The 20635-nt window shown below is 36.6% G+C and carries 20 protein-coding genes; 16 read left to right on the plus strand and 4 right to left on the minus strand.

What is annotated here, in order from left to right; translation table 11 throughout:
- Position 1 precedes the first annotated feature (1 nt).
- From NIZ91_07460 to NIZ91_07495, 8 genes are all read left to right on the plus strand, one after another.
- Positions 2-568 (plus strand): isoprenylcysteine carboxyl methyltransferase, encoded by a 567-nt coding sequence (locus NIZ91_07460; GenBank protein USY56483.1) that lies wholly within the window; start codon positions 2-4, stop codon positions 566-568.
- Between the two features lie 345 nt (positions 569-913).
- Positions 914-1294, plus strand: a complete 381-nt coding sequence (locus tag NIZ91_07465; protein ID USY56484.1) for a TOBE-like domain-containing protein — start codon at positions 914-916, stop codon at positions 1292-1294.
- Positions 1295-1511: 217 nt separating this feature from the next.
- On the plus strand, positions 1512-5138 hold the full coding sequence (locus NIZ91_07470; GenBank protein ID USY56485.1) for a dynamin family protein: 3627 nt from the start codon (positions 1512-1514) through the stop codon (positions 5136-5138).
- A 1-nt stretch (position 5139) separates the two neighbouring features.
- The gene (locus NIZ91_07475; protein ID USY56486.1) at positions 5140-5895 is read left to right on the plus strand and encodes a nucleotidyltransferase domain-containing protein; all 756 of its coding nucleotides are present in this window, start codon (positions 5140-5142) and stop codon (positions 5893-5895) included.
- A gap of 13 nt (positions 5896-5908) precedes the next feature.
- Positions 5909-6172, plus strand: coding sequence for a YpbS family protein (locus NIZ91_07480; protein ID USY56487.1), 264 nt, complete (start codon positions 5909-5911; stop codon positions 6170-6172).
- A 170-nt stretch (positions 6173-6342) separates the two neighbouring features.
- Complete coding sequence (locus tag NIZ91_07485) at positions 6343-6684, plus strand: hypothetical protein (protein USY56488.1); 342 nt, start codon at positions 6343-6345, stop codon at positions 6682-6684.
- A gap of 96 nt (positions 6685-6780) precedes the next feature.
- Positions 6781-7239, plus strand: coding sequence for a divergent PAP2 family protein (locus tag NIZ91_07490; GenBank protein ID USY57113.1), 459 nt, complete (start codon positions 6781-6783; stop codon positions 7237-7239).
- Positions 7240-7303: 64 nt separating this feature from the next.
- Entirely contained in the window at positions 7304-7579 is a 276-nt protein-coding gene (locus tag NIZ91_07495; protein USY56489.1) for a DUF6123 family protein, read from the plus strand.
- Between the two features lie 9 nt (positions 7580-7588).
- Here NIZ91_07495 and NIZ91_07500 read toward each other — a convergent pair whose 3' ends face one another.
- Positions 7589-7987, minus strand: a complete 399-nt coding sequence (locus NIZ91_07500; GenBank protein USY56490.1) for a reverse transcriptase-like protein — start codon at positions 7985-7987, stop codon at positions 7589-7591.
- Positions 7988-8188: 201 nt separating this feature from the next.
- Between NIZ91_07500 and NIZ91_07505 the strand changes: the two genes are divergently transcribed.
- From NIZ91_07505 to NIZ91_07520, 4 genes are all read left to right on the plus strand, one after another.
- Positions 8189-8842 carry a ribonuclease H family protein gene (locus tag NIZ91_07505; protein USY56491.1) on the plus strand — a complete coding sequence of 218 codons (654 nt, stop codon included), beginning with the start codon at positions 8189-8191 and terminating at the stop codon, positions 8840-8842.
- Positions 8843-8869: 27 nt separating this feature from the next.
- The gene (locus NIZ91_07510; GenBank protein USY56492.1) at positions 8870-9052 is read left to right on the plus strand and encodes a zinc-finger domain-containing protein; all 183 of its coding nucleotides are present in this window, start codon (positions 8870-8872) and stop codon (positions 9050-9052) included.
- Between the two features lie 55 nt (positions 9053-9107).
- Complete coding sequence (locus tag NIZ91_07515) at positions 9108-9380, plus strand: DUF2564 family protein (GenBank protein USY56493.1); 273 nt, start codon at positions 9108-9110, stop codon at positions 9378-9380.
- Between the two features lie 202 nt (positions 9381-9582).
- A complete protein-coding gene (locus tag NIZ91_07520) occupies positions 9583-9855 on the plus strand; it encodes a hypothetical protein (protein ID USY56494.1) in 273 nt (90 codons plus the stop codon).
- 208 nt (positions 9856-10063) lie between these two features.
- Here the strand turns inward: NIZ91_07520 and NIZ91_07525 are convergent, their stop codons facing one another.
- On the minus strand, positions 10064-11281 hold the full coding sequence (locus NIZ91_07525; protein ID USY56495.1) for a NupC/NupG family nucleoside CNT transporter: 1218 nt from the start codon (positions 11279-11281) through the stop codon (positions 10064-10066).
- A 320-nt stretch (positions 11282-11601) separates the two neighbouring features.
- On the opposite strand from NIZ91_07525, the gene NIZ91_07530 reads away from it, so the two are divergent.
- Both NIZ91_07530 and NIZ91_07535 read left to right on the plus strand, forming a co-directional pair.
- Positions 11602-12831, plus strand: coding sequence for an MFS transporter (locus tag NIZ91_07530; GenBank protein USY56496.1), 1230 nt, complete (start codon positions 11602-11604; stop codon positions 12829-12831).
- 100 nt (positions 12832-12931) lie between these two features.
- Complete coding sequence (locus NIZ91_07535; protein USY56497.1) at positions 12932-13312, plus strand: DUF4183 domain-containing protein; 381 nt, start codon at positions 12932-12934, stop codon at positions 13310-13312.
- A 54-nt stretch (positions 13313-13366) separates the two neighbouring features.
- On the opposite strand, the gene NIZ91_07540 is transcribed toward NIZ91_07535, so the two are convergent.
- Positions 13367-13741 carry a DUF4183 domain-containing protein gene (locus NIZ91_07540; GenBank protein USY56498.1) on the minus strand — a complete coding sequence of 125 codons (375 nt, stop codon included), beginning with the start codon at positions 13739-13741 and terminating at the stop codon, positions 13367-13369.
- Between the two features lie 222 nt (positions 13742-13963).
- Between NIZ91_07540 and NIZ91_07545 the strand changes: the two genes are divergently transcribed.
- Positions 13964-18139 carry a C39 family peptidase gene (locus NIZ91_07545; protein ID USY56499.1) on the plus strand — a complete coding sequence of 1392 codons (4176 nt, stop codon included), beginning with the start codon at positions 13964-13966 and terminating at the stop codon, positions 18137-18139.
- Positions 18140-18181: 42 nt separating this feature from the next.
- Here the strand turns inward: NIZ91_07545 and NIZ91_07550 are convergent, their stop codons facing one another.
- A complete protein-coding gene (locus NIZ91_07550; GenBank protein USY56500.1) occupies positions 18182-19480 on the minus strand; it encodes a purine/pyrimidine permease in 1299 nt (432 codons plus the stop codon).
- A 318-nt stretch (positions 19481-19798) separates the two neighbouring features.
- Between NIZ91_07550 and NIZ91_07555 the strand changes: the two genes are divergently transcribed.
- Positions 19799-20623, plus strand: a complete 825-nt coding sequence (locus NIZ91_07555; GenBank protein ID USY56501.1) for a M55 family metallopeptidase — start codon at positions 19799-19801, stop codon at positions 20621-20623.
- The last annotated feature ends 12 nt before the right edge of the window (positions 20624-20635 follow it).

Genomic DNA, 20635 nt, shown 5'->3' on the forward strand with positions numbered 1-20635 from the left:
CATGTTTATTTATACCATTTTTGCATTGATTATTTTACAACGTTTAGGAGAACTTATAATTGCAAAGCGTAACGAGGCCTGGATGAAGCAAAATGGTGGATATGAAGCAGGAAGCAACCATTATAAATGGATGGTATCCATGCATGCTGCTTTTTTTGTAGCGTTGCTTGTAGAAATGCAGCTTGTAGACTATTCTTTTTCATCTTCTTTTTGGGTATTTGCGACTTTATTTCTAATGGTGCAACTGGGAAGAGTATGGGCTATCGCCTCATTAGGGAAGTATTGGAATACTAAAATTATTGTAATGCCCAAAGCTCCCGTTGTATTAAAGGGACCTTACAGATACATCAAGCATCCAAACTATACGATTGTCACGCTGGAATTTCTTTTAATTCCGCTTTTATTTCAAGCGTATCTAACGCTTATTGTATTTAGTTTATTAAACATGTGGATGCTTTCGGTTCGTATTCCAAAAGAAGAAGAAGCGCTGAAGCTCTATACAGACTACGAGGTAGCCATGGATGGAAAGCTACGTTTTATGCCACAGTTAAAAAAATCAGAAAACTAATTGAAAATGATTATCTTTCGTGATAGACTGTAAGTAGCTGATAAAGATTATCAATTTCATCAATAAGAAACGGTGGTGGACATAATGGTTAGTCTTTTTGTAATTGGAACGTTCGTAACGTGTACGGGTATGGCAACGTATGTCATGAAAAATATTGAAAAAGCACAGCGTGTATAAAATTGCTGTTGTTCAAGCATAGATAAAAACTGCCAAGTATTTGGCAGTTTTTTTGGTTTGAAAAAACGAAAAATAAATTCCTACTTGACATATAGGGTAACTGCAAATAATATATAATATAAATTGTTTCAAAATTCAAACGAGTATCTATCAGTCTACTGAAGAAACTTGTCTGCTGCACGAGCTGCTTTGGATATTGCTTGCAAGAGTACATTCAATAAAGGTAAATTAATACAAGGTGATTTCGAATTAGAAGTCCCAGAATATATGAACTGTGATGCAAAGCAAGCGGTAGGATATGTACGTCCTCATGATCTTGAAATTGAAAACGAAAAGGTCAGTGAAGATACGGTTTTAGCAACTATTAGTCATATTCACATGGTAGGGCCGATTGTTCAAGTTGAATTAAAGCGTGAAGGGTTTGACGAATTTTTAGAAGCTGAAATTTCGAAAGAACGTTTTAGGTTCTTACAACTTAGTATAGGTAAACAGGTTTATATTCGTCCTAAACAGCTCAAAGTCTTTATACCAGAAGATTATTCAATTTGAGTTATAGTTTATTTGACACTAGCCATCTTTCAAGTTTAATTTGAGAGGTGGCTAGTGTTCTTTTAGTCGCATAGTACATAGCTTACTAATGAGCAAGCGGAAAATTCAGTTTTTTATAGGAAAACGCTTTAAAATCAAGTAAAATGAAAAGAGGAATAAGTAGCAGAAATGGAGTATGTGCACGATTGTAAGTGCCTAACAAAAGGAGTCGAAAGGGATGTCTCAAGTAAGCGTTCAGCATCAAAAGTATAAAACTCTACAATCCTCTCTTTATTATTTACATGAGGCTTTTATAAATGCTGGAGATGAAAAGCAAGCAGAAAAAGTTATTCAGTTGTTAAGAAAACAAGAAAAAGAAGAATTTGTTATTGCATTTTGCGGTCATTTTTCAGCAGGGAAGTCGAGTATGATTAATGAGCTCATGGGGCAAACAATTTTGCCTGCAAGCCCAATTCCGACAAGTGCTAACTTGGTGTCTGTTAAGGCTGGTGAAGAGCATGCAACCGTTTATTACCGAAAAGAAAAGCCAGTACGTTATGAAGCACCATACGAGTATGAACAAATTAAATCATTTTGTGTTGATGGTGACGAAGTAGAGTCTATCCATCTCTCGATTGAAACGAAAGCAATTCCAAAAGGAATCGTTGTTATGGATACACCTGGAATTGATTCGACCGATGATGCTCATCGTGTATCAACCGAGTCTGCTCTTCATCTTGCGGACGTTATTTTTTACGTAATGGATTATAACCACGTACAGGCAGAGCTCAATTTCCACTTTACAAAAGAGTTACAGGATGCCAATAAAGATTTGTTCTTAATTATTAACCAAGTTGATAAGCACCGAGACGATCAGCTTACTTTCCAAGAATTTAAAGAGTCTGTAGAAGAGGCGTTTTTAAAATGGAATGTACGGCCAAAAGGGATTTTCTATACGTCTTTAAAAGATAAGCAATCCTCTTATAATGAATTAGCTGTTTTAAAGAAGCATCTGCACACAATGATGGAGAAAAAAGAAAATCGAGATCAACATATTATGGATTCCATGAAAATGGTAGTAGAAGATCACATGCAGTTTGCAGAAAGCAGTGAAGAAGAAAGTCTTCTTGAATATGATGATATTCGTTCACAGCTTCGTCCAAATGAATATCAAATTGCAAAGGAAGAAGCAACCGAGCTTATAGCGAAGAAAGAACTGATCTTACATAAACGCACAGCTTTTTATACGACGTATCAAAATGAAACAGCTAAAATTATGAACAATGCGAATTTAGCTCCTTATGAGATGCGAGAGAAAGCAAAGGCATTTTTAGAAACAACCAAGCCAGACTTTAAAGTAGGGGTATGGTTTACAAAAAAGAAAACAGAAGAAGAAAAAAAAGAACGGCTAACAGCTTTTTATGAAGATGTGAAAGAGCGTGTTCAAACAGAGCTGCAGTGGCACTTGCAGCAGTATATGCAGCAGCTCATTCAAGATGAAGAGCTCGTAGATTCTTCTCTATTGGCTAGCATTCAACAGTTTGAAGTACCGTTTGAGCCACATGACTTAGTGGATGCTGTGAAGACAGGGGCAACTATTAACGGTGAGTACGTCCTTACTTATACAAAAGATGTAGTAGATGCGATTAAGAAAAATACCAATCGTATTCTGTCTGAACTGTATACAGAAATTGAACAAGTAAAGAAAGAAGAAGAAGAACGACTTCTGCAAAATATTGAACAGTCGTTAGTGAAAGAACAACGAATTATTGAGGGCTACGAGCAAGTTCAAAGATCTGCGCAGCATCTTCAAGCCTTGCGACAAGATTTAACACACAAGCTAAATATCTTAAGACCTCTTGAACCATTGGAAATGGTAAAACTGTTAGACTTATTACAAGAAGAAATCGAAGTAGGAACAATGGTTGAGGTAAAAGCACCTCCAGCTACAGGCAAATCAGAACAAGTTGTTGCTGTAGAGGAAGACATTCAGTCAAAAACCAAAGTCGATGCAGTTATTCGAGATATTGATGAGTCGACAAAGGTGCTTTCTACATTTAAACAGCTTGAAAAGTTTATTGGCCGCTTGAAGGAAAAACGTCATAAGCTTGCAAACCAAACGTTCACAGTAGCACTATTTGGAGCTTTTAGCGCTGGAAAGTCGTCTTTTGCTAATGCGTTAATTGGTGAAAAAGTATTGCCTGTGTCACCGAACCCTACAACGGCAACAATTAACAAAATTATGCCTCCTACAAAGGACTATCCTCATCGGACAGTGGTAGTTCTTATGAAAACGATGGATCAACTGGTAGCTGATATTAACAGTTCTCTAGAGTTGTTTAAACATACTATTTCAGACGTAGAAGAGCTAAGTGAATTATTGCCAAAATTAACTGTGAAAGAAGAAAACCAGCTGCATTTCTCATTTCTACAAGCGGTGATAAAAGGCTATGAGGATGTTAAGAACGTAATGGGTTCTGAAGTGACGGTTACGATTAAAGAATTTGAGGCATACGTAGCTAAAGAAGAGAAAGCTTGTTTCGTACAGCATATTAACCTGTACTATGATTGTGAGCTGACGCAGCTGGGAATTACGCTTGTTGATACACCAGGTGCTGATTCCATTAATGCTCGCCATACGGGCGTTGCGTTTGAATATATTAAAAATGCTGATGCTATCTTGTTCGTTACGTACTATAACCATGCGTTTTCAAAAGCAGACCGCGAATTTTTAATTCAGCTTGGTCGTGTAAAAGATGTATTTACACTAGATAAGATGTTCTTTTTACTCAATGCAGCAGATCTAGCTCAGTCTGATGAAGAGCTAACCCTTGTACAAAATTATGTAAAAACACAGCTTGAAGAGTATGGTATTCGCTTTCCACGTCTCTATCCAATTTCAAGCTTACAGGCGTTAACAAATCGTAATGATACGATGTTTAAAGCTTTTCAAAAGCCATTTTATCATTTCATTACAGATGAGCTAACTCAGCTAGCAGTTGCATCCGTTTATGAAGAATTCAATCAAGCACTTGCCGTGATGAATGAAATTAAAGGTGTTCAAACAAAATCTGCGGTTGAAAAACAGCGCTATTTGCAATCTCTTCACATTAAAGATCAACAAATTTCTGCCAAGGTTTCAGAAATGACATTTACGTATGAAGAACAGCAGCTAGAAAGGGAAAGCGATGAGCTTCTCTTCTATGTCAAGAAGCGTGTTTTACAGCGCTATGATGATTTCTTTAAGGAGTCGTTTAACCCAGCAACGCTTAGAGACGATAAAGGAAATAAGAAAGAACAGTTGGCGGCATGTCTTAATCAGCTTTTACAAGCAGTTGCATTTGATGTTACCCAAGAAATTCAAGCGACAACGCTACGTTTAGAAACGTATATCCAACGCTTAACAAAAGAGTGGAATCAAACGAATATGAGGCAGCTACAACGCTATGAACCAACGTTTCACCCTGCCCTTCCAGATATTCCTGTAGAAAGTGGCAGTGCGATGGTTAGTCGCTGTTTGTTTGAAAATCTCGAACTATTTCAGAAGGACTTAGCTCTTTATAAAAACAGCAAAAGCTTTTTTGAAAAAAATGAAAAAGCTAAAATGCATGAAGCTTTAAAAGCTAAAATTGAGCCGCTGCTTGATGATTATGTGCGCAGCGAACAAGTAAAGCTCCAAAATCATTACAGTGAACAAATTCATGCATTTGTTTTAATGTATAAGCCGGCGCTTTTAGAAGAATGGTATGATTATTATAAACAGCTTCAAACAGTGGTTAATGCAGATTTTCCAATTGAAGCGCTAAATCATACAATTGGTACACTCAATGATATCGTGGTAGCTCATCAAACTGAAAGGACATAAGATGAACGATCATATAGAAGAGATACTGAATTCAATTGAAAAACAACATAATGTCACGATTTTGTTTGCGTGTGAAGCAGGGAGCAGGGCGTATGAGCTGCATACGCCTTCTAGTGATTATGATGTACGATTTATTTATAAATACGAATACCCACGCTACCTTGAGCTATATCGACCTAAAGACGTCATTACAAGCATAGATAAACATTATGATATTCAAGGGTGGGACGTGTATAAAGCACTGCATCTTTTTACAAAATCAAATCCTTCTCTTTATGAATGGATACATTCATCAATTTACTATCGCAATGTGAAAGAGTTTCGCGAAAAGGTATGTCTTATGATGGAGAAACAGTATTCGCTAAAAGCGCTTGGATTTCATTATTTTAAACTTTTGCATCAAAATAGTAAAAGAAATCTGAAATCTTCTGTTACAATAGAGGATATAAAAGTTGTTCTTCATATGGCTAGAGCATATATGGCACTAACGCTTTTAATTCAAGATAAGAAATTACCGCCTACGTCGTTTTTTGAGCTTGTTAACGGCTTCAAAGATGATTCTTTAGTGTCGATAATGACAAAGCTTAGCGATGCTAAAAAACAGCTTGTACACTTAACAAGTAGTGAGGTAAAAGGAATAAAAGCCTTGCTTGAAACAAAGCTCCCTCATTTTAAAAGGGAGCTAAGTAACTTGCCCCATAAAGACCCTAGCCTCGAAGATATTAACTTATTCTTAGCACAACAGCTTACTACATAATGGAGGAACAAAAATGAGCGTACACAAAGCAATATCAGAGCATTCAAAGAAACAGCATGAACTTGTTAAAGCATTTGTCAGACTAGATACAATGCGTGAGCAAGCAATCGAAGCAGCGGTGCTTCTCTGTAAAGAAGGCAAAGAATTTTCAACGGATACAATTAATGCGGTGACGGCTCAAATTAATGAGCTTGCAAAAAATAATGGAATCGTACCAACACGTCAGTCTGTAACAAAAGAAATGGTTGCAGAATACGTTCAGCGTTTAAATAATTAAAAAAATGAGAGCTGCTTTCTAATGGCAGCTCTCATTTTTTATTGAATTGAAACAAGAGGGAAATTGCCCATTAGCTCCCGGTGTTACCTTATTTTTCGAAGTATTTGATTTCAAAACAGATCCATACTAATGAATGTACCAACAAGGTACAAACAAAGGAGGAGATTGTAATGGGACGTACAAAATCAGGTAATGCAAATGCGCAGCGTAATAACAATGCAAAACAAAAGCATAACACAGAATTTGCTTCTGAGTTTAAATCAAACCAAGCTCAAAAAGCGAAAGCTGCAAAGAAAGCAAACAGTGCACATGCTGAAGAATTTGCATCTGAATTCAATGTACAACAAAATCAAAACAATTCTTCTAACCAAAAGCTTAAAGCTTCTAAAAGTGCTAAAAACAACCAATATAACCAAGAATTTGGTTCTTATGCTGAGGTAGAATCAGCAAAGATGAATAATAAAGCACAAAAGAAAGCTTCTAAAAAAGCTTCTAAGAAAAACAATCACTAAGTCATAGTGAGCGTCGAAAATGCCAGAAACATTCATGATGCGAGTGAATGTTTCCGGCATTTTCTTTTTTACACAATAGTAAAAGAGGTGAGAATGTTGAACAAAGGTATTGGCTTGTCACTTTCTTCAATATTGTTAGCACAGGCATTAAAAATTCCTATTAAGAAATATCAAACAGGTGTATGGGACATATCGATGATAGGGGCATCGGGTGGAATGCCAAGTTCTCACTCTGCAGGGGTTTCTTCTCTGGCTACCTACGTCGGGTTAACCAAAGGTATTTCTAGCATTGAATTCGGAATTGCGACTGTGTTTGGAATTATTGTTATGTATGATGCACAAGGGATTCGAAGACAAACTGGTGAAATTACCATTAAGGTAAATACGTTAGATGAAGAAATTGAAAAATTAGCCGGTCTTCCCGATAAAGGCTTTCATGACTTAACTGAACAGAAGCTTAAAGAGATGCTTGGACATCAGCCGGCAGAAGTGCTTGCAGGTGCCCTCCTAGGTGTCACTATAGGATTAGTTGGCTATTTGCTTGGTGAAAAGTAATGGTCAAATTTTTATAAATACGCTAAGATAAAGAGGGAACCTTTATAAAGGATGGGATCGGATCGTGACAAAATTGGTAAACTCCTTAGAAGAATACCTTCTTTATCTTGAGGAAAAAGGCTTTTCTTTAAAAGAAGATGCAAAGGGTTTTATTGCGTTTGGTCAGCAATATACAAAAATGCCGGATGAAATGGTTATTTTTTCGATTGAATGGACCTTAAAAATGCAAAAAGAATTCGATGGTAGCTTTTTTGTTGCGCTGCTAGAGCAACTTGCAGCACAAAAGGTAAAGACGAGAAAACAGGCGATGCAAGTGCTAAAACAGACCGGAATGATTTGAAGCAGGAGCTTATAGTCCTGCTTCTTTTTGATGAATAGCTTCTCTAGCAAGCTGGTCAGCTCCGCTATTTTCGCTGCTTGGAACCCACTTAATAAAAAATAAATCAATTTGTTTGGAGAGAGTTAACGCTTTTTCGAGGAGAGGAAGAAAAGCTTTATTTTTTACATATTCTCTGTTCATAGCTGTATCTACAATCTGCGAATCGGTTCGGAAAGAAACCATCGTATACTGCTTTTCTAAACAAAGCTCTAATGCTTTTATTAAAGCATGAAATTCAGCTTCATGATTATTCATCGCTTGCAAGGGAATAGAGTAACGGTGGTGTTCCCCGTTACCTTTTATAATAATTCCCGCGCCAGATGGACCGGGATTTCCCGCAGAGGCACCGTCAATGTATACTTCTATCATAGTGATCACTCCAATATAGCTTAGTTAATCAGATAAGTTGCAATTAAATCAACTCTATTGTACCATAAAAAAATTTAGTGCTAACTACAGTAAAATCGCGATAATAATTGTCATGAAAAGACAAGATGAGTGATAAAATACAAAAAAGTAGAAAAGTTTACGTGCGGTATTCAAAAATTGCCCATGAAAGGAACTGGAAAGATGAAATTTCAAATTGAATGGCACTACAAATCATCCAAACAAAAGCAACTGACGTTTTACTCTGATTTCACAGATGCAAACGAAGCGTTTATTATCATAGGCGACTTGGAAAGAACTGGGCGTACAAAGGAAATTTATTTGATTAGTGAAGATGGACAACGTTGGACTGTAAAAGAAGCCAAGAAGCTGTTTGAAGAAGTTCAAACGGAGCCTCATGACATCACAGTGTATTTTGATGGGGGCTTTCATCATGACCTGCAAGCCGCAGGTCTCGGTGCTGTTATTTACTTTACGCAAAACGGTTTCTCACAGCGCATTCGAGTTAATACGCAGCTTGAGCAAATTGAATCAAATAATGAATCGGAATATGCGGCTTTTTATTTTGCAGTACAGCAGCTAGAAGAAATGGGAGTTCATCATATTCAAGTGACCTTTAAAGGAGATTCACAAGTTGTGTTAAACCAGTTAGCAGGTGAATGGCCTTGCTTTGAAGAAACCTTTAATAAATATTTAGACCGCATTGAAGATAAGCTACAAGAATTAGGAATTAAACCAATTTATGAACCGATTTCACGTAAGGATAATGAAGAAGCCGACCAGCTTGCAACACAAGCCTTACAAGGAATTGCCATATCTAGTCGAAAACGAATATAGGTATTAATTGAAATGGAGAGATGCAGCATGGAAAGAAAGCAAGTGTTAGAAGAAGTAACAGAGCTTCTAGATTACTATTGCAATGACTGCTTTGTAAAAAAAACGTTTAATAAAGAGCGGGGCAAAACCTATGCGCAATCGTTTTGTATTAATGAGTGTACGGTAGGAGAGAAAATTAAAAAGTACGGAGAACTATTAACGAAAAAGTAGTTCTGTATAATTTTTTTCGTCTTGTTTTATCCTATCCATAGGAGGTGTTTTATGAATGGATAACTTTTTAAATCAAGACGTAACGACAGGTTATAATGATTTACAACAAGCTCAAGTTTCTATTCAATCAGCGCAAAAAATGATTGGAACTGCAACAATGAGCATGAGTCCGCAACAGCTTAGTGAAGCAACAGAAGCTCTAGCGAACGCACGCACAGAGTTAGAAGCAGCACAAGCAAATGCAACAGGTGTAGATGAGGAGTTTCTTCAAAAGTGCATGGCGGATTTAAAAGCTTGTGAACAGCAGTTAACTGAGGCAAAGCAATAAGGTTGTAACAGGAGAAGAGCACTCTTTTCATCGCAAAGTAAACGCGATACAAAGAGTGCTTTTTTACTAATATACATAAGGGTTTTAGGTTTCTGTAATATTATGGATGTATTTACTAATCTTTGTTTTAGAGGTATAATGAAAATAGATATCGAAAAATTCTGTTTATTATTAAGTAGATTGTCGATAAGGAGTGAGAGCTGTGTACCGTACACAAGTGAGAGGAAATGAAATTATCGTCTTGTTTTCAACGACAGAAGCATCCAAAAAGAGGACTGATATTGAAAGAGAAAAAATCTATAAGCGCGTTCTTCATCTCGATGAAAAACTGCTTACATTTCATAATGGTACGAGCTTTACAATTGGAGATCCGTTAGGTTTGATTGTTGCTCATGTTAAGAAAAGTGACTTAACGACAATTTACATTGAACATATTATTGATAAACAATTTATGTATCATGATGATGTAATTTAAGGTTGGAAAATAAAAAAGTAGTTTTTTCTCTAAAGAAGAATTACGACGTTACTACGCTCTAACTGTTTTAGTAAGTTCGTTCCATTCCGTTATTTTTTTGAAAATTATTTTCCAAATCAACAAAAAATATCCGAATTATCGAAGTATCTCACTTGCGATAGCTCGGATATTTTATTGACTAAAATAGTATGTCTTAGCTTCTTTTTTATTAAATAAACATACCTGCAATTGCTGCGCTTAATAGGTTAGCTAACGTTCCGGCAAGAATAGCACGGAAACCTAAACGTGCTATTTCTGGACGACGGCTTGGCGCCATATTGCCTAATCCACCTAATAAAATAGCAAGTGAAGATAAGTTAGCAAATCCACATAGTGCGAAGCTGATAACAGCAACTGTTTTATCAGAAAGCTGATCAATTTGTGGAGCGAAAGAAGAGTAAGCTACAAACTCGTTTAATACAAACTTTTGTCCAATGAAACCAGCTGCTTGTACTGCTTCGCTCCAAGGAACACCAATGACAAACGCAATCGGTGCAAAAACAAATCCTAAAATCGTGTCAAGTGTAAAGTTTTCAAGGTTGAAAAGGCTTCCAATTCCAGACAAAATTCCATTTAACAATGCAATTAGTGCGATGAATGCAAGTAGCATTGCTCCTACGTTTAGTGCAAGCTTTAACCCATCAGATGCTCCGCGAGCTGCTGCATCAATTACGTTAACTGTATCTTTATCTTTCTCCATCGCAACGCCTTCAGCTGTTGACGTCTTTTCCGTCTCTGGAATAATCATTTTAGCCATAATTAATCCGGCTGGAGCGGCCATAAAGCTTGCTGCTAATAAATATTCGATTGGTACACCTAAAGCTGCATACCCAAATAGTACTGAACCAGCTACAGATGCTAATCCACCTGTCATAACAGCAAAAAGCTCTGATCTTGTCATTTTCGGTAAGTATGGTCGAATAACTAACGGTGCTTCGGTTTGACCAACAAAAATATTTGCTGCAGCAGATAATGATTCTGTTTGGCTTGTTCCAAGTAATTTTGATAATCCGCCACCAAGGAACTTAATGATAATCTGCATAATTCCTAAATGGTATAGAACCGCAATTAAAGAAGAGAAGAAAATAATTAATGTTAGTACATTAAATGCAAAGATAAACCCAGTAGGCTGAGTTGCATCCGATAGTGCACCAAATAAGAAAGAAATCCCTTCATTTGCGTAATTTACAACATTTTGTACAGCAGTTGTTACTTTTTCTAAAGCTGCTCGACCAACGTTCCATTTTAAGACGATAAATCCAAATAGAACTTGAATGGCTAAGCCGACTAATATAGTACGAGGTTTGATTGCTTTTTTATTACTAGATAATAAAAACGCTACCAAAAAGATAAACGCAATACCTAATAGACCCCAAAGGAAATTCATAGTCTCCACCTTTTCTTTATGTTTTTAGCGAAACGTCGTCAGACTTCTAACGTCTTACGACAACTTAAATATAATAGTTTTTGTCGAAAATTGAAAGAGGTTTTTGAGTTTTTCCTCTTTTATCTTGTCCCAACTTTAATAATTTATGAATAAAAAATGAGTGACTAATCTTTTAGAAAGGTTTGATACACAAGGGATGGTTAAATAATAGGATTGTGATTTATGCATGAATAGGAAATGATAAAATAGCAAAAAAATATAGATATGCATTGCTTGTAAAATGCTTAAATTGTTTAGCATTACGCTATCTGGAGGCTGCTATGGAAAGTAGAAAAAAAATGGACTTGCTTGCGCTTGCATCCGTTCCGCTTATTATGACATTGGGGAACTCCATGCTAATACCTGTTTTACCAGTCATTGAAAAGCAATTGAAAATTAGCTCTATGCAGGTCTCGATGATTATTACCGTGTACTCGATATTTGCTATTTTTTTAATTCCCATTGCTGGCTATTTATCAGATCGCTTTGGACGAAAAAAAGTCATCATTCCCAGTCTGATTTTAGCTGGAATAGGTGGAGCAATTACGGGATGGGCTTCATGGCAAATGAGTAGCCCGTTTTGGATTATTTTAATTGGAAGGGCCATTCAGGGAATTGGTTCTGCCGGTGCTATGCCAGTGGTTATTCCATGTGTAGGAGACATGTTTGAAGATGAACAGGAAGTAACGAAAGGGTTAGGGTTAATTGAAACTGCTAATACGTTTGGTAAAGTATTAAGCCCAATTTTAGGTGCATTTTTAGCCTCTTTTATTTGGTTTTTGCCGTTTTGGTTTATTCCGATTCTTTGTCTGTTGTCCATTTTACTTGTTCTCTTTTTGGTGAAAACCCCTAAATCAGGGTCATCTGATACAAAGAAACAAGACATTAAAGATTTCATTAAAAATGTGAAGAGCACTCTTCATAAAAATATTCGCTGGTTGTTAGCCATTTTCATTTTAGGTGCTATTATTATGCTTGTTTTATTTGGAATGCTCTTTTATTTATCAACAATTCTAGAAGAGAGATATGACATTATCAATACAAAAAAAGGCTTTGTAATGGCCATTCCATTGCTTGCATTATCCATTGCCTCGTATGTTGCCGGGAAGAAAATTGGTAAGAATAAAGTGGTGATGAAATGGTGTTCATTCTTTGGTTTTCTTCTATTAGCCTGTTCTTTTCCTATCTTATTTTTTAATACTTCAATTGTCATGATTATCATCACGCTTGTAATTGGCGGTATCGGAATAGGTGTTGCACTTCCAAGTCTTGATGCTTTAATTACCGAAGGCATTGAGAAAGAAGAGCGAGGGACAATTACGTCAATTTACAGTTCCATGCGCTTCGTCGGAGTCGCTGCCGGTCCCCCATTGTATACTTTGCTAATGAAATGGTCTGATATGGCTGTTTTCCAAACGTCTTTATTTGTTAGTGCAATCGGGGCTATTATCGTTCTTAAAGCAATCAAACCAACAGATGAAGCCATGAAGGTTAAAAAAGCTGAGGTTTAATTTTATTTCTTAGAGATAGATGTTTGTCCCTCACGACTTGTACCACTGTGCCATACACTATGAGTGAAAAGATGAATGAGTGAAATGAGGGACAAAGAAGATGGCATTGCAAATTATGAAAATTTTAGCTTCCGCTACAACGGTTACAACCATAAGCCCTGTTAATACAAAATTATTTTATGTTACGACTGCACAAACGAATGGAGGAGCTACGCTAACCATCGATGCAGCTGACTTTTTTTTAGATGATGGCTCAGCAGCAACGACACTTCCTGTACTAGAAAGTAGCAATAGCTATTACCAAGTGTATATCAATGGTTTATTGCAGATGGAAGGGTTATCGACTTACACACCTGGTGCTACGGGCGTAGGCTCAGTGGCAGTTGATGTACCAGTAGGCGGCTCTATCTTAGCAGGAACTCCTATTATTGTAGAGGTTGTTAACTTTACACCAGCTTCGTCAACAACTGTTACAACATAATGAAGTGATAAGAAAGAAGCAAAGCTACATGTTTGCTTCTTTTTATTATTGAATTTAAACTAAATAAATTGTAATAAACTGCAGTAAAATTAATGTATTCTCGGAAGGAACATCTGTGGATAAAAGCTCAAGTTTACCTTCATCCACTTTATAAATTGCAGGAGGCTGAAGCATGCCATTTACAAATAAATTAGTGTAGGAAACTGAATCAGGATTTAATATGCCGCTGTTTCCGTATCCTGTTAGCTGGTCTTTGTTTGTGAAAATGCGCTGTTGCCCATCTGCTCTAGCATAGTAGTAAGAAATATTTGTTTTGGCAATTTTTAAGGGTGGCAAAGAAAGTTTGGTTGAAATCTGTATTGAACGCTTGGTCCAGTCCGTAACTTGTTTAGCTCGTATTGAATGAGAGTTTTTATTGCACTTTTTCACATTGATACACCTCGATTTTTCCTCTTTCTTCTTACTAATCTAAATCTTCTTTTTATACAATATTAATTTTTCAATAAAAAGTCCCTAATGTTGGGTATAGTATGGAATTAATTACCTTATTAATAAATAATTGTCTAACATTAAAAACGTTGATATGATAAGAGTTAAGTGACCATTAGAGCGGTTAAAAGATTTGGTTACGGAATAGATGAGGTGGCTAGAATGATGGAGATTACGGTAAAAGAGTTGAAAAATTATATAGAAGAGCATCGGATTATTGATGGACTTCAATCTGTGCGCTTAGAATTAGAACAGCTTGAAAAGGCACCCTCACATCATACCTTAAAGCAAAAACTTGCTAAGTTTCAATCGAGTGATGATTTATATGAGCTTATTCGCCTATTGGACGATAGCTTAATGTATCGATATAGTACCGTAGTTACTCGATACGGTTATCGCCGTTTTGGCACATTTCAAATGGCTATCTTTTTATATGATGAACTTGTTCGTGAAGGAAAGACGTTACAAGCAAAGCGAGAACTGGATTTATTGTTAAAAACTACAGATTTAAATACAGTCACATCAAAACAAATTGAAACGGCTTACTTCCTAATGGTACGTATTTTGTTAGAAATTAAGCGGGTTGATGAAGCGAAAGAATGGATGCAGAAAGTTGAGCAATACAATAAAACTGGAATGTTTGATAAATGGGGCTATTTTTACATTCAAACTGGCGAATGGGAAAAAGCAGAATACTATTTAAGTGAAGGCATTAGTAAAAATGAAAAAACGGACATGTGTTTTTTATTTTTAGCTGATTTATATGCTGCGAAAGGTGAACATGAAAAAGCTTTACATACCATTGATGAAGCTTTAGGCATGTATCCCCAGCTCCCTGCGTTATATATGGAGAAAGTTAGAAAGCTAAAAGACTTACATTACTATGAGGAGCTTCTTGAGGCTGTTAGTGAATTAGAACAAATACTTATTACAAAAGAGTATCATTCTTATTTTACACAGCTTAAAGCAGAAGCCTTTTTTTATTTGAAAAATGCAAGCCAACTACAAGCATTAGTGGAACAAGAAGAGAGCTTAAAAAATACACCGTACGCAAAATTAATGAGTGATGGACAAGCTGTGAAGTTACCAATTAAGCCTATTATTCAAAAAGATAACTACTGTGTTCCAGCAAGTCTAAGCATGATTCTTAGCTTATTTAACCAACCTAAGACACAAGATGAAATTGCGGAACATATTTATAGCCAGCTGGGGTCAAAACTCTCAAGCGCGGTGGAATATACGGAAAGTCTTGGCTATAGCTGTCGTTTTTTTACAGGGACTATAGATATTTATAAACAACTGCTTCAAAGCGGTATACCGATACTTGTTAGTGTAGAATTTGAGCATGCTTCTCATGTTCAAGTGGTCTATGGTTATAATGATCAGCTACAGGCTTTCTATGTGCAGGATCCTAATTTTCTAAATCCCCAGTTGGTTGAGTATAGTGAGTTCGACCGACTTTACGTAAACTCAGGTTATTTATCCATTGCTATTTGTAAAGAAGAAGCAAGACTTACGTTTCTTTCAGAGCGTGAGCACTACTTTTTCAAGGAATTATATCGCATAACAGATCTAGTCGAGCAAGATGAAGAGCGCTATATTCAGCAGTTAATAGCGCTTCTAGAGTCGAATGGAGATATTCCATTTTCTCCGTTGTTTGGTATTAAACACATCTTTCGAGAGGATAGTCGTCAAGTTACGTTGGAGTGGTTACATAAACTACTTACTACGTATCCAAATAATGATTACATTAGGTTACATGCAGCTTATGCGTTTTTTCGAACAGATGAAAAGCAAAAAGCAGCCGAGCTCTTACAACAGGTTAAAGAAAAACGAACGAGCTCACTTTATTATTATTTAAAAGGCAGGCTTTATTTTGAAGATGATCAGTATACACAGGCGATTACGTATTTTCATCGATCATTGCAGCTAGATATTGAGCAGCATCTTGTACTTAGCTATTTAGCACTTGCTTATTTCTATAAAGATGATGTTGATTACGCTTATGAATTGTCTCATACTTCACTAAGCTTTTATGATGAAGAACCATTTTCAAAAGTCAATCATGCACTAATTTTAAATGATCTTGGAAAGACTCAAGAAGCTCGAACTATTTTCGATGATTTATTGCGCCATGATCGCACAGACGCATTTTTATGGTATGAACGTGCTAAGTGTGATCAACGCTTAGAGAAAGGACAAAAAGCGTATCGAGGTTTTATGGTAGCAAAGCACCTGCAGTCTGATATGCCATATCCTTACATTTCCTTAGCAGACTGGTATCAGCATGAAAAAGAAGATTCATTAAAAGCTGAAGCTATTTTATGTGAAGGAATTAAGCAAGTTGAAAGTAACGAAACGCTTTCCCGCTTGCTTGGAGATCTTTATATTGAAAACAAAGAATATGAAAAAGCAATTCAACTCTTTGCAAATGCGCGTGTACCAATGCTTCAAAATGGCCTTGCTTATGCTTATTTGCAAGCTGATCGCTTATCAGAAGCATTGAATCTGTACGAAAAAGCTTTAATAACTGAAGAGTATAATCAAGATGCTTGGTTAGACGCAGGGAATGCGCTGTTGTATTTTTGCAAAGAACGTGACCTTCAAGAAGGAATAGAAGTTGGAATCTCTCTCATCGAAAAAGGCCTTTCTGGTCTAGAGTCAGACTTAGATCAAGCTTTAGAATCTTATGTAGGGTTTATAAATGACTTTGGTCGCCAGGAACAAGGGGTTTCTTTCTTGAAACAAGAATGGAAAAGCCGTCCAAAAGAAATTCTTTATGGATGCTATGCCGGTGTACTGTTAGAGGAAGAGAAGCGGTATGATGAAGCGATGGCTCTTTATGAAGAGGCACTGAGAGTTGAACCAAATGCTTTTTCATATTATCGCTTAGGCGAAGTTTACAAAGAGATGGATTTAGTTGAAAAAGCTAAAGAAGCCTATGAGCTATGCGTGTATTATGATCACCGAAACAGCGGGGCATATGAGAACTTAGCGCTAATTGCTCGAATGGAAGAAGATGAAGAATCAGAAAAAAAATACTTATATACCATGCTACAATTCGATCCATTGGATGTAAATATAGAGCGTTTATCACAATTGTGTAAGACAGAATCTGATTATACAGAACTCATTCATTATTTAGAGACCATGGAAACATCGTCTCTTCAAGGGTGGATCATGGATAGCTTAGCTTATGTGTACGGTGCCAAAGGTGATGAGAATCAAGAAGAAAAGTACTTGTTAAAAGCCTTAGAGATGAATCCTGATCAACAAGCCGTACAGCATCACTATGCAAATTGGTGCATACAAAAAGGAAATCTTAAAGAAGCAAAGTCAATTATGCTAAAGCTTATTAAAGAAAATGTAGAAGAAGAGCTCTTTTATGCAACATGGTTGGAGTGTTTCCCATCTCGAAAAGACCTTTTGACCCTTTCTACGCATTTAAAGAAACTAAATGTAACAAATGAAGAAAAAGCATTTATCTATACGAATACGGCAGTTGCACTTCAAGCAGTAGTCGAAGAGTTCAGTGAAGTAGAAGAAGAAAGGACTTTTCTAAAGCGTACGTTTAAAAAGTTTAAAGAAAAAGCAACAATGATTGCGCTTTTTGGTATGATTATTGAGTTACATGAAACAGCTATGAAATTAGATCGCACAAATGTACAAGCCGTGCATGCGTTAGCGAGTTTTTATGAGGAAAGGCAGATGGAAGATGAAGCTATTTCTTTGCTGGAGAGGAAGCTAAAAGAAACGGAAGATGTTAGTATTGGCCATCATTTAATGCATATTATCATTAATCTTGATCATGGTGATGAGAGTATTAAAAAGGGCTTATCTTTTGTAGAGTTTTTATTAAGTATAGACCCTCACAACTTTGAGTTCTTATTATACGAAGCGATTTTACTTGGTGAGCAAGGAAGTGTAGTAGAGGCAGAACAAAAGTTTAAAATGCTCTTAAAGCAGCAAAAATATGATCCAAACGTTTATGCTGGATTAGGAAAGCTGTATAATCGAATGGAACGATATGATGAAGCTATTGGCATCTTCAATGCAGGAATTGAAAGTAGTCAATCGAACACCTTGCTGTATATAGAGCTTGGTATTGCCTATCATTTAACTGGGCAGACACAGGTTGCAGCGGAGCTTATGGCAAAGCGGTTAGAAGAAGATGATGACTTGTTTATTCGTTATAATTTAGCTTGTTACCTAGCGAGTATAGGAGATATAAAACAAGCAGAACAAGAGCTTCACCTTGTATTGGAACAGGATGAAAGCGGCCAGTTTTATGAGATGGCAAAAGAAGACGAAGATCTTCGTTTACTACGCATTCAGTAAATAAAAAAAGTGCTTTGCAGTTATAACTGCAAAGCACTTTTTTTATTTGCTACTTTCCTTGGCAAAGCGGCGTTCTTGGAAAGATGAGTATACTTCGATAATAAGAATAATGAGCGTACCTAACACCAAACCGTTGCTTAAGAATGTTGTTACCAACGGGGGAAGTGTAGAAAAAGCATCCGTTGGTAAGAACATAACTCCAATTCCTGCGAATAAAGGAATTCCAGCTTTTTTCATAGCCTGATAAGGGGCAGGTGTATTGGAAAACTCATGTATACCTAATGCAATCATGCTCGCAAAGACAGGGAAAATAGCAGCATAGCCTACGGCTGTGGGTAAGCTAGACATAATGGAAGTGAGCGGAGTAAAAATGCTCACAAACAATAATAAACAAGACGCTACAATAAACGGTAAACGACTGTATATGCCAGTTGCTGAAATAAAGCCTCCAGATCCTGAGATCGGAACTGCACCGACACCAGAGAAGACACCTCCAAGCAGTTGACTAATTCCGGAAGCAATGCCTGATTGTTTAATATAGCTCCTTTTTGCTTTCGTACCGTTGCGTTCATAAACGGATTCCACAACGCGTATGGAAGCGAGCATGTTTGTAATTAAGATAAGCGTGACAAAAAAAGCAGTTGTTACCATGCTCCATTCCAATCTAGGAGCTCCGAAAGCAAATGGTTCAGGGATATAAAAAAGATTCGATTGAAACGTAATTTGATCTGTTAAGTTTAAAATAGCGAACAGTCCCCAACCAATACCAATGCTTACAATAATACTGAACTTATTAAATACAGGATGTGAGAGCATATAAAAAGCTAATAGTAAAATAGCAGCTGAAGCTAACGCGACTGGAAGTTTGATAGCAGGGTTATCGCTTGTTACCCCAAGCATACCTTTTAAGAATGAACCGCTTAGCTGTGCTACTAGTAAAATTAAATAAGTACCGGTTACAGTTGGGGTGAAATATTTTGCTAGCTTATCGATAAGGCCAAAGGCACTCATCAATAAAGCAATAATTCCACTTGTAATCATTGTGAATTGTAAAACCTGAAGCGTTTCCGTTCCTGAACCAAATAAAACCGTTCCTAAGCCGGCATAGAGGGAAAATACGCCCCACCAAACACCAGCTGGGCCTTCCATAATCGGTAATCGATGTCCAATGAAGATTTGAAGTAAGCCGGATGCTCCAAGAATGAAAAGCGTACGCTGTAAAAATTCAATGGATTCTGTTGGTGAAAGGCTGAATTGAGAAGCGATAACAATTGGAACGATAATGCTATTAGAAATCATAAATAAAAACCATTGTAACGAAGCAATGGACGTACGAATCATAGTATGCACCTCATGTTTAATCTGTCTAATCTAGTTTGTTTTATCTAGTAACTTTTTACATTTTACCATGAAATCGAGGTTTTGAAAGCGATATCTCTTATATTAATCTAGAAAAGAAATATTGCAGGTATATCCATTCAGAAGAAGAGCTGTCGCAAAAATTGACGAAATATGTAGGAATGATGGTGAGGTAGACAAGAATAAACATTTTATGCCAAAAATAATTAATATTATATTGAAAAAATGGAGTAAATATTTTATAATTTTCTTAATATTTAATACAATTAACCTCTTAAACTTAAAGAAGGGAGTGGAAAAATGAAGCTATACGTATCTATCGATATGGAAGGAATTACTGGCCTTGTAGATCAAAGTAACGTCTTTTTACAAGAAGCAAACTATGAGCGCAGCAGGCGAATTATGACACAAGAAGCCAATGCTGTCATTGAAGCTGCGTTAAAGAACCGCTGTACAGAAGTAGTTGTAAATGATAGCCATTCAAGTATGAATAACCTGTTAGTTGAAGATTTGCACTCTGAAGCCGTTTTAATTTCAGGTAGCGTTAAGCCATATTCAATGGTTCAAGGCCTGGATAGTTCATTTGCTGGGGCAATGTTTATTGGATACCATTCACGTGCTGGAATGCCTGGCGTTATGTCACACGCTATGACTTTCGGAGTGCGAAATATGTATATAAACGACGTAGCCGTTGGTGAGCTAGGGTTTAATGCTTATGTCGCAGGGCATTATGAAGTGCCTGTTTTACTTGTCGCAGGGGATGATTATACAGCCATCGAAGCGACATCACTCATTCCAAACGTCACGACAGCAATTGTTAAAAAATCCATTTCTCGTTCTGCAGCACAAACACTAACTCCTAAGAAAGCAGAACAATTACTTCAAGAAAAAGTTGAAATTGCCATTCAAAACAAACACTTAATAAATCCCTTATTACCACCAAACCAACCTACTTTAAGAATCGAATTTAATAATTACGGTCAAGCAGAATGGGCTAATTTAATGCCAGGTACAAAAATTGAACCTAATTCAACAATCGTTAGCTTTCAAGCGAAAGATATTTTAGAAGCATATCAAGCAATGCTTGTTATGACAGAACTTGCGATGCGAACTACATTTTGTTAGAAAGTGTGATTA

This window comes from Bacillus sp. 1780r2a1 (assembly GCA_024134725.1).
GTDB classification, from domain to species: domain Bacteria; phylum Bacillota; class Bacilli; order Bacillales; family Bacillaceae_H; genus Priestia; species Priestia aryabhattai_A.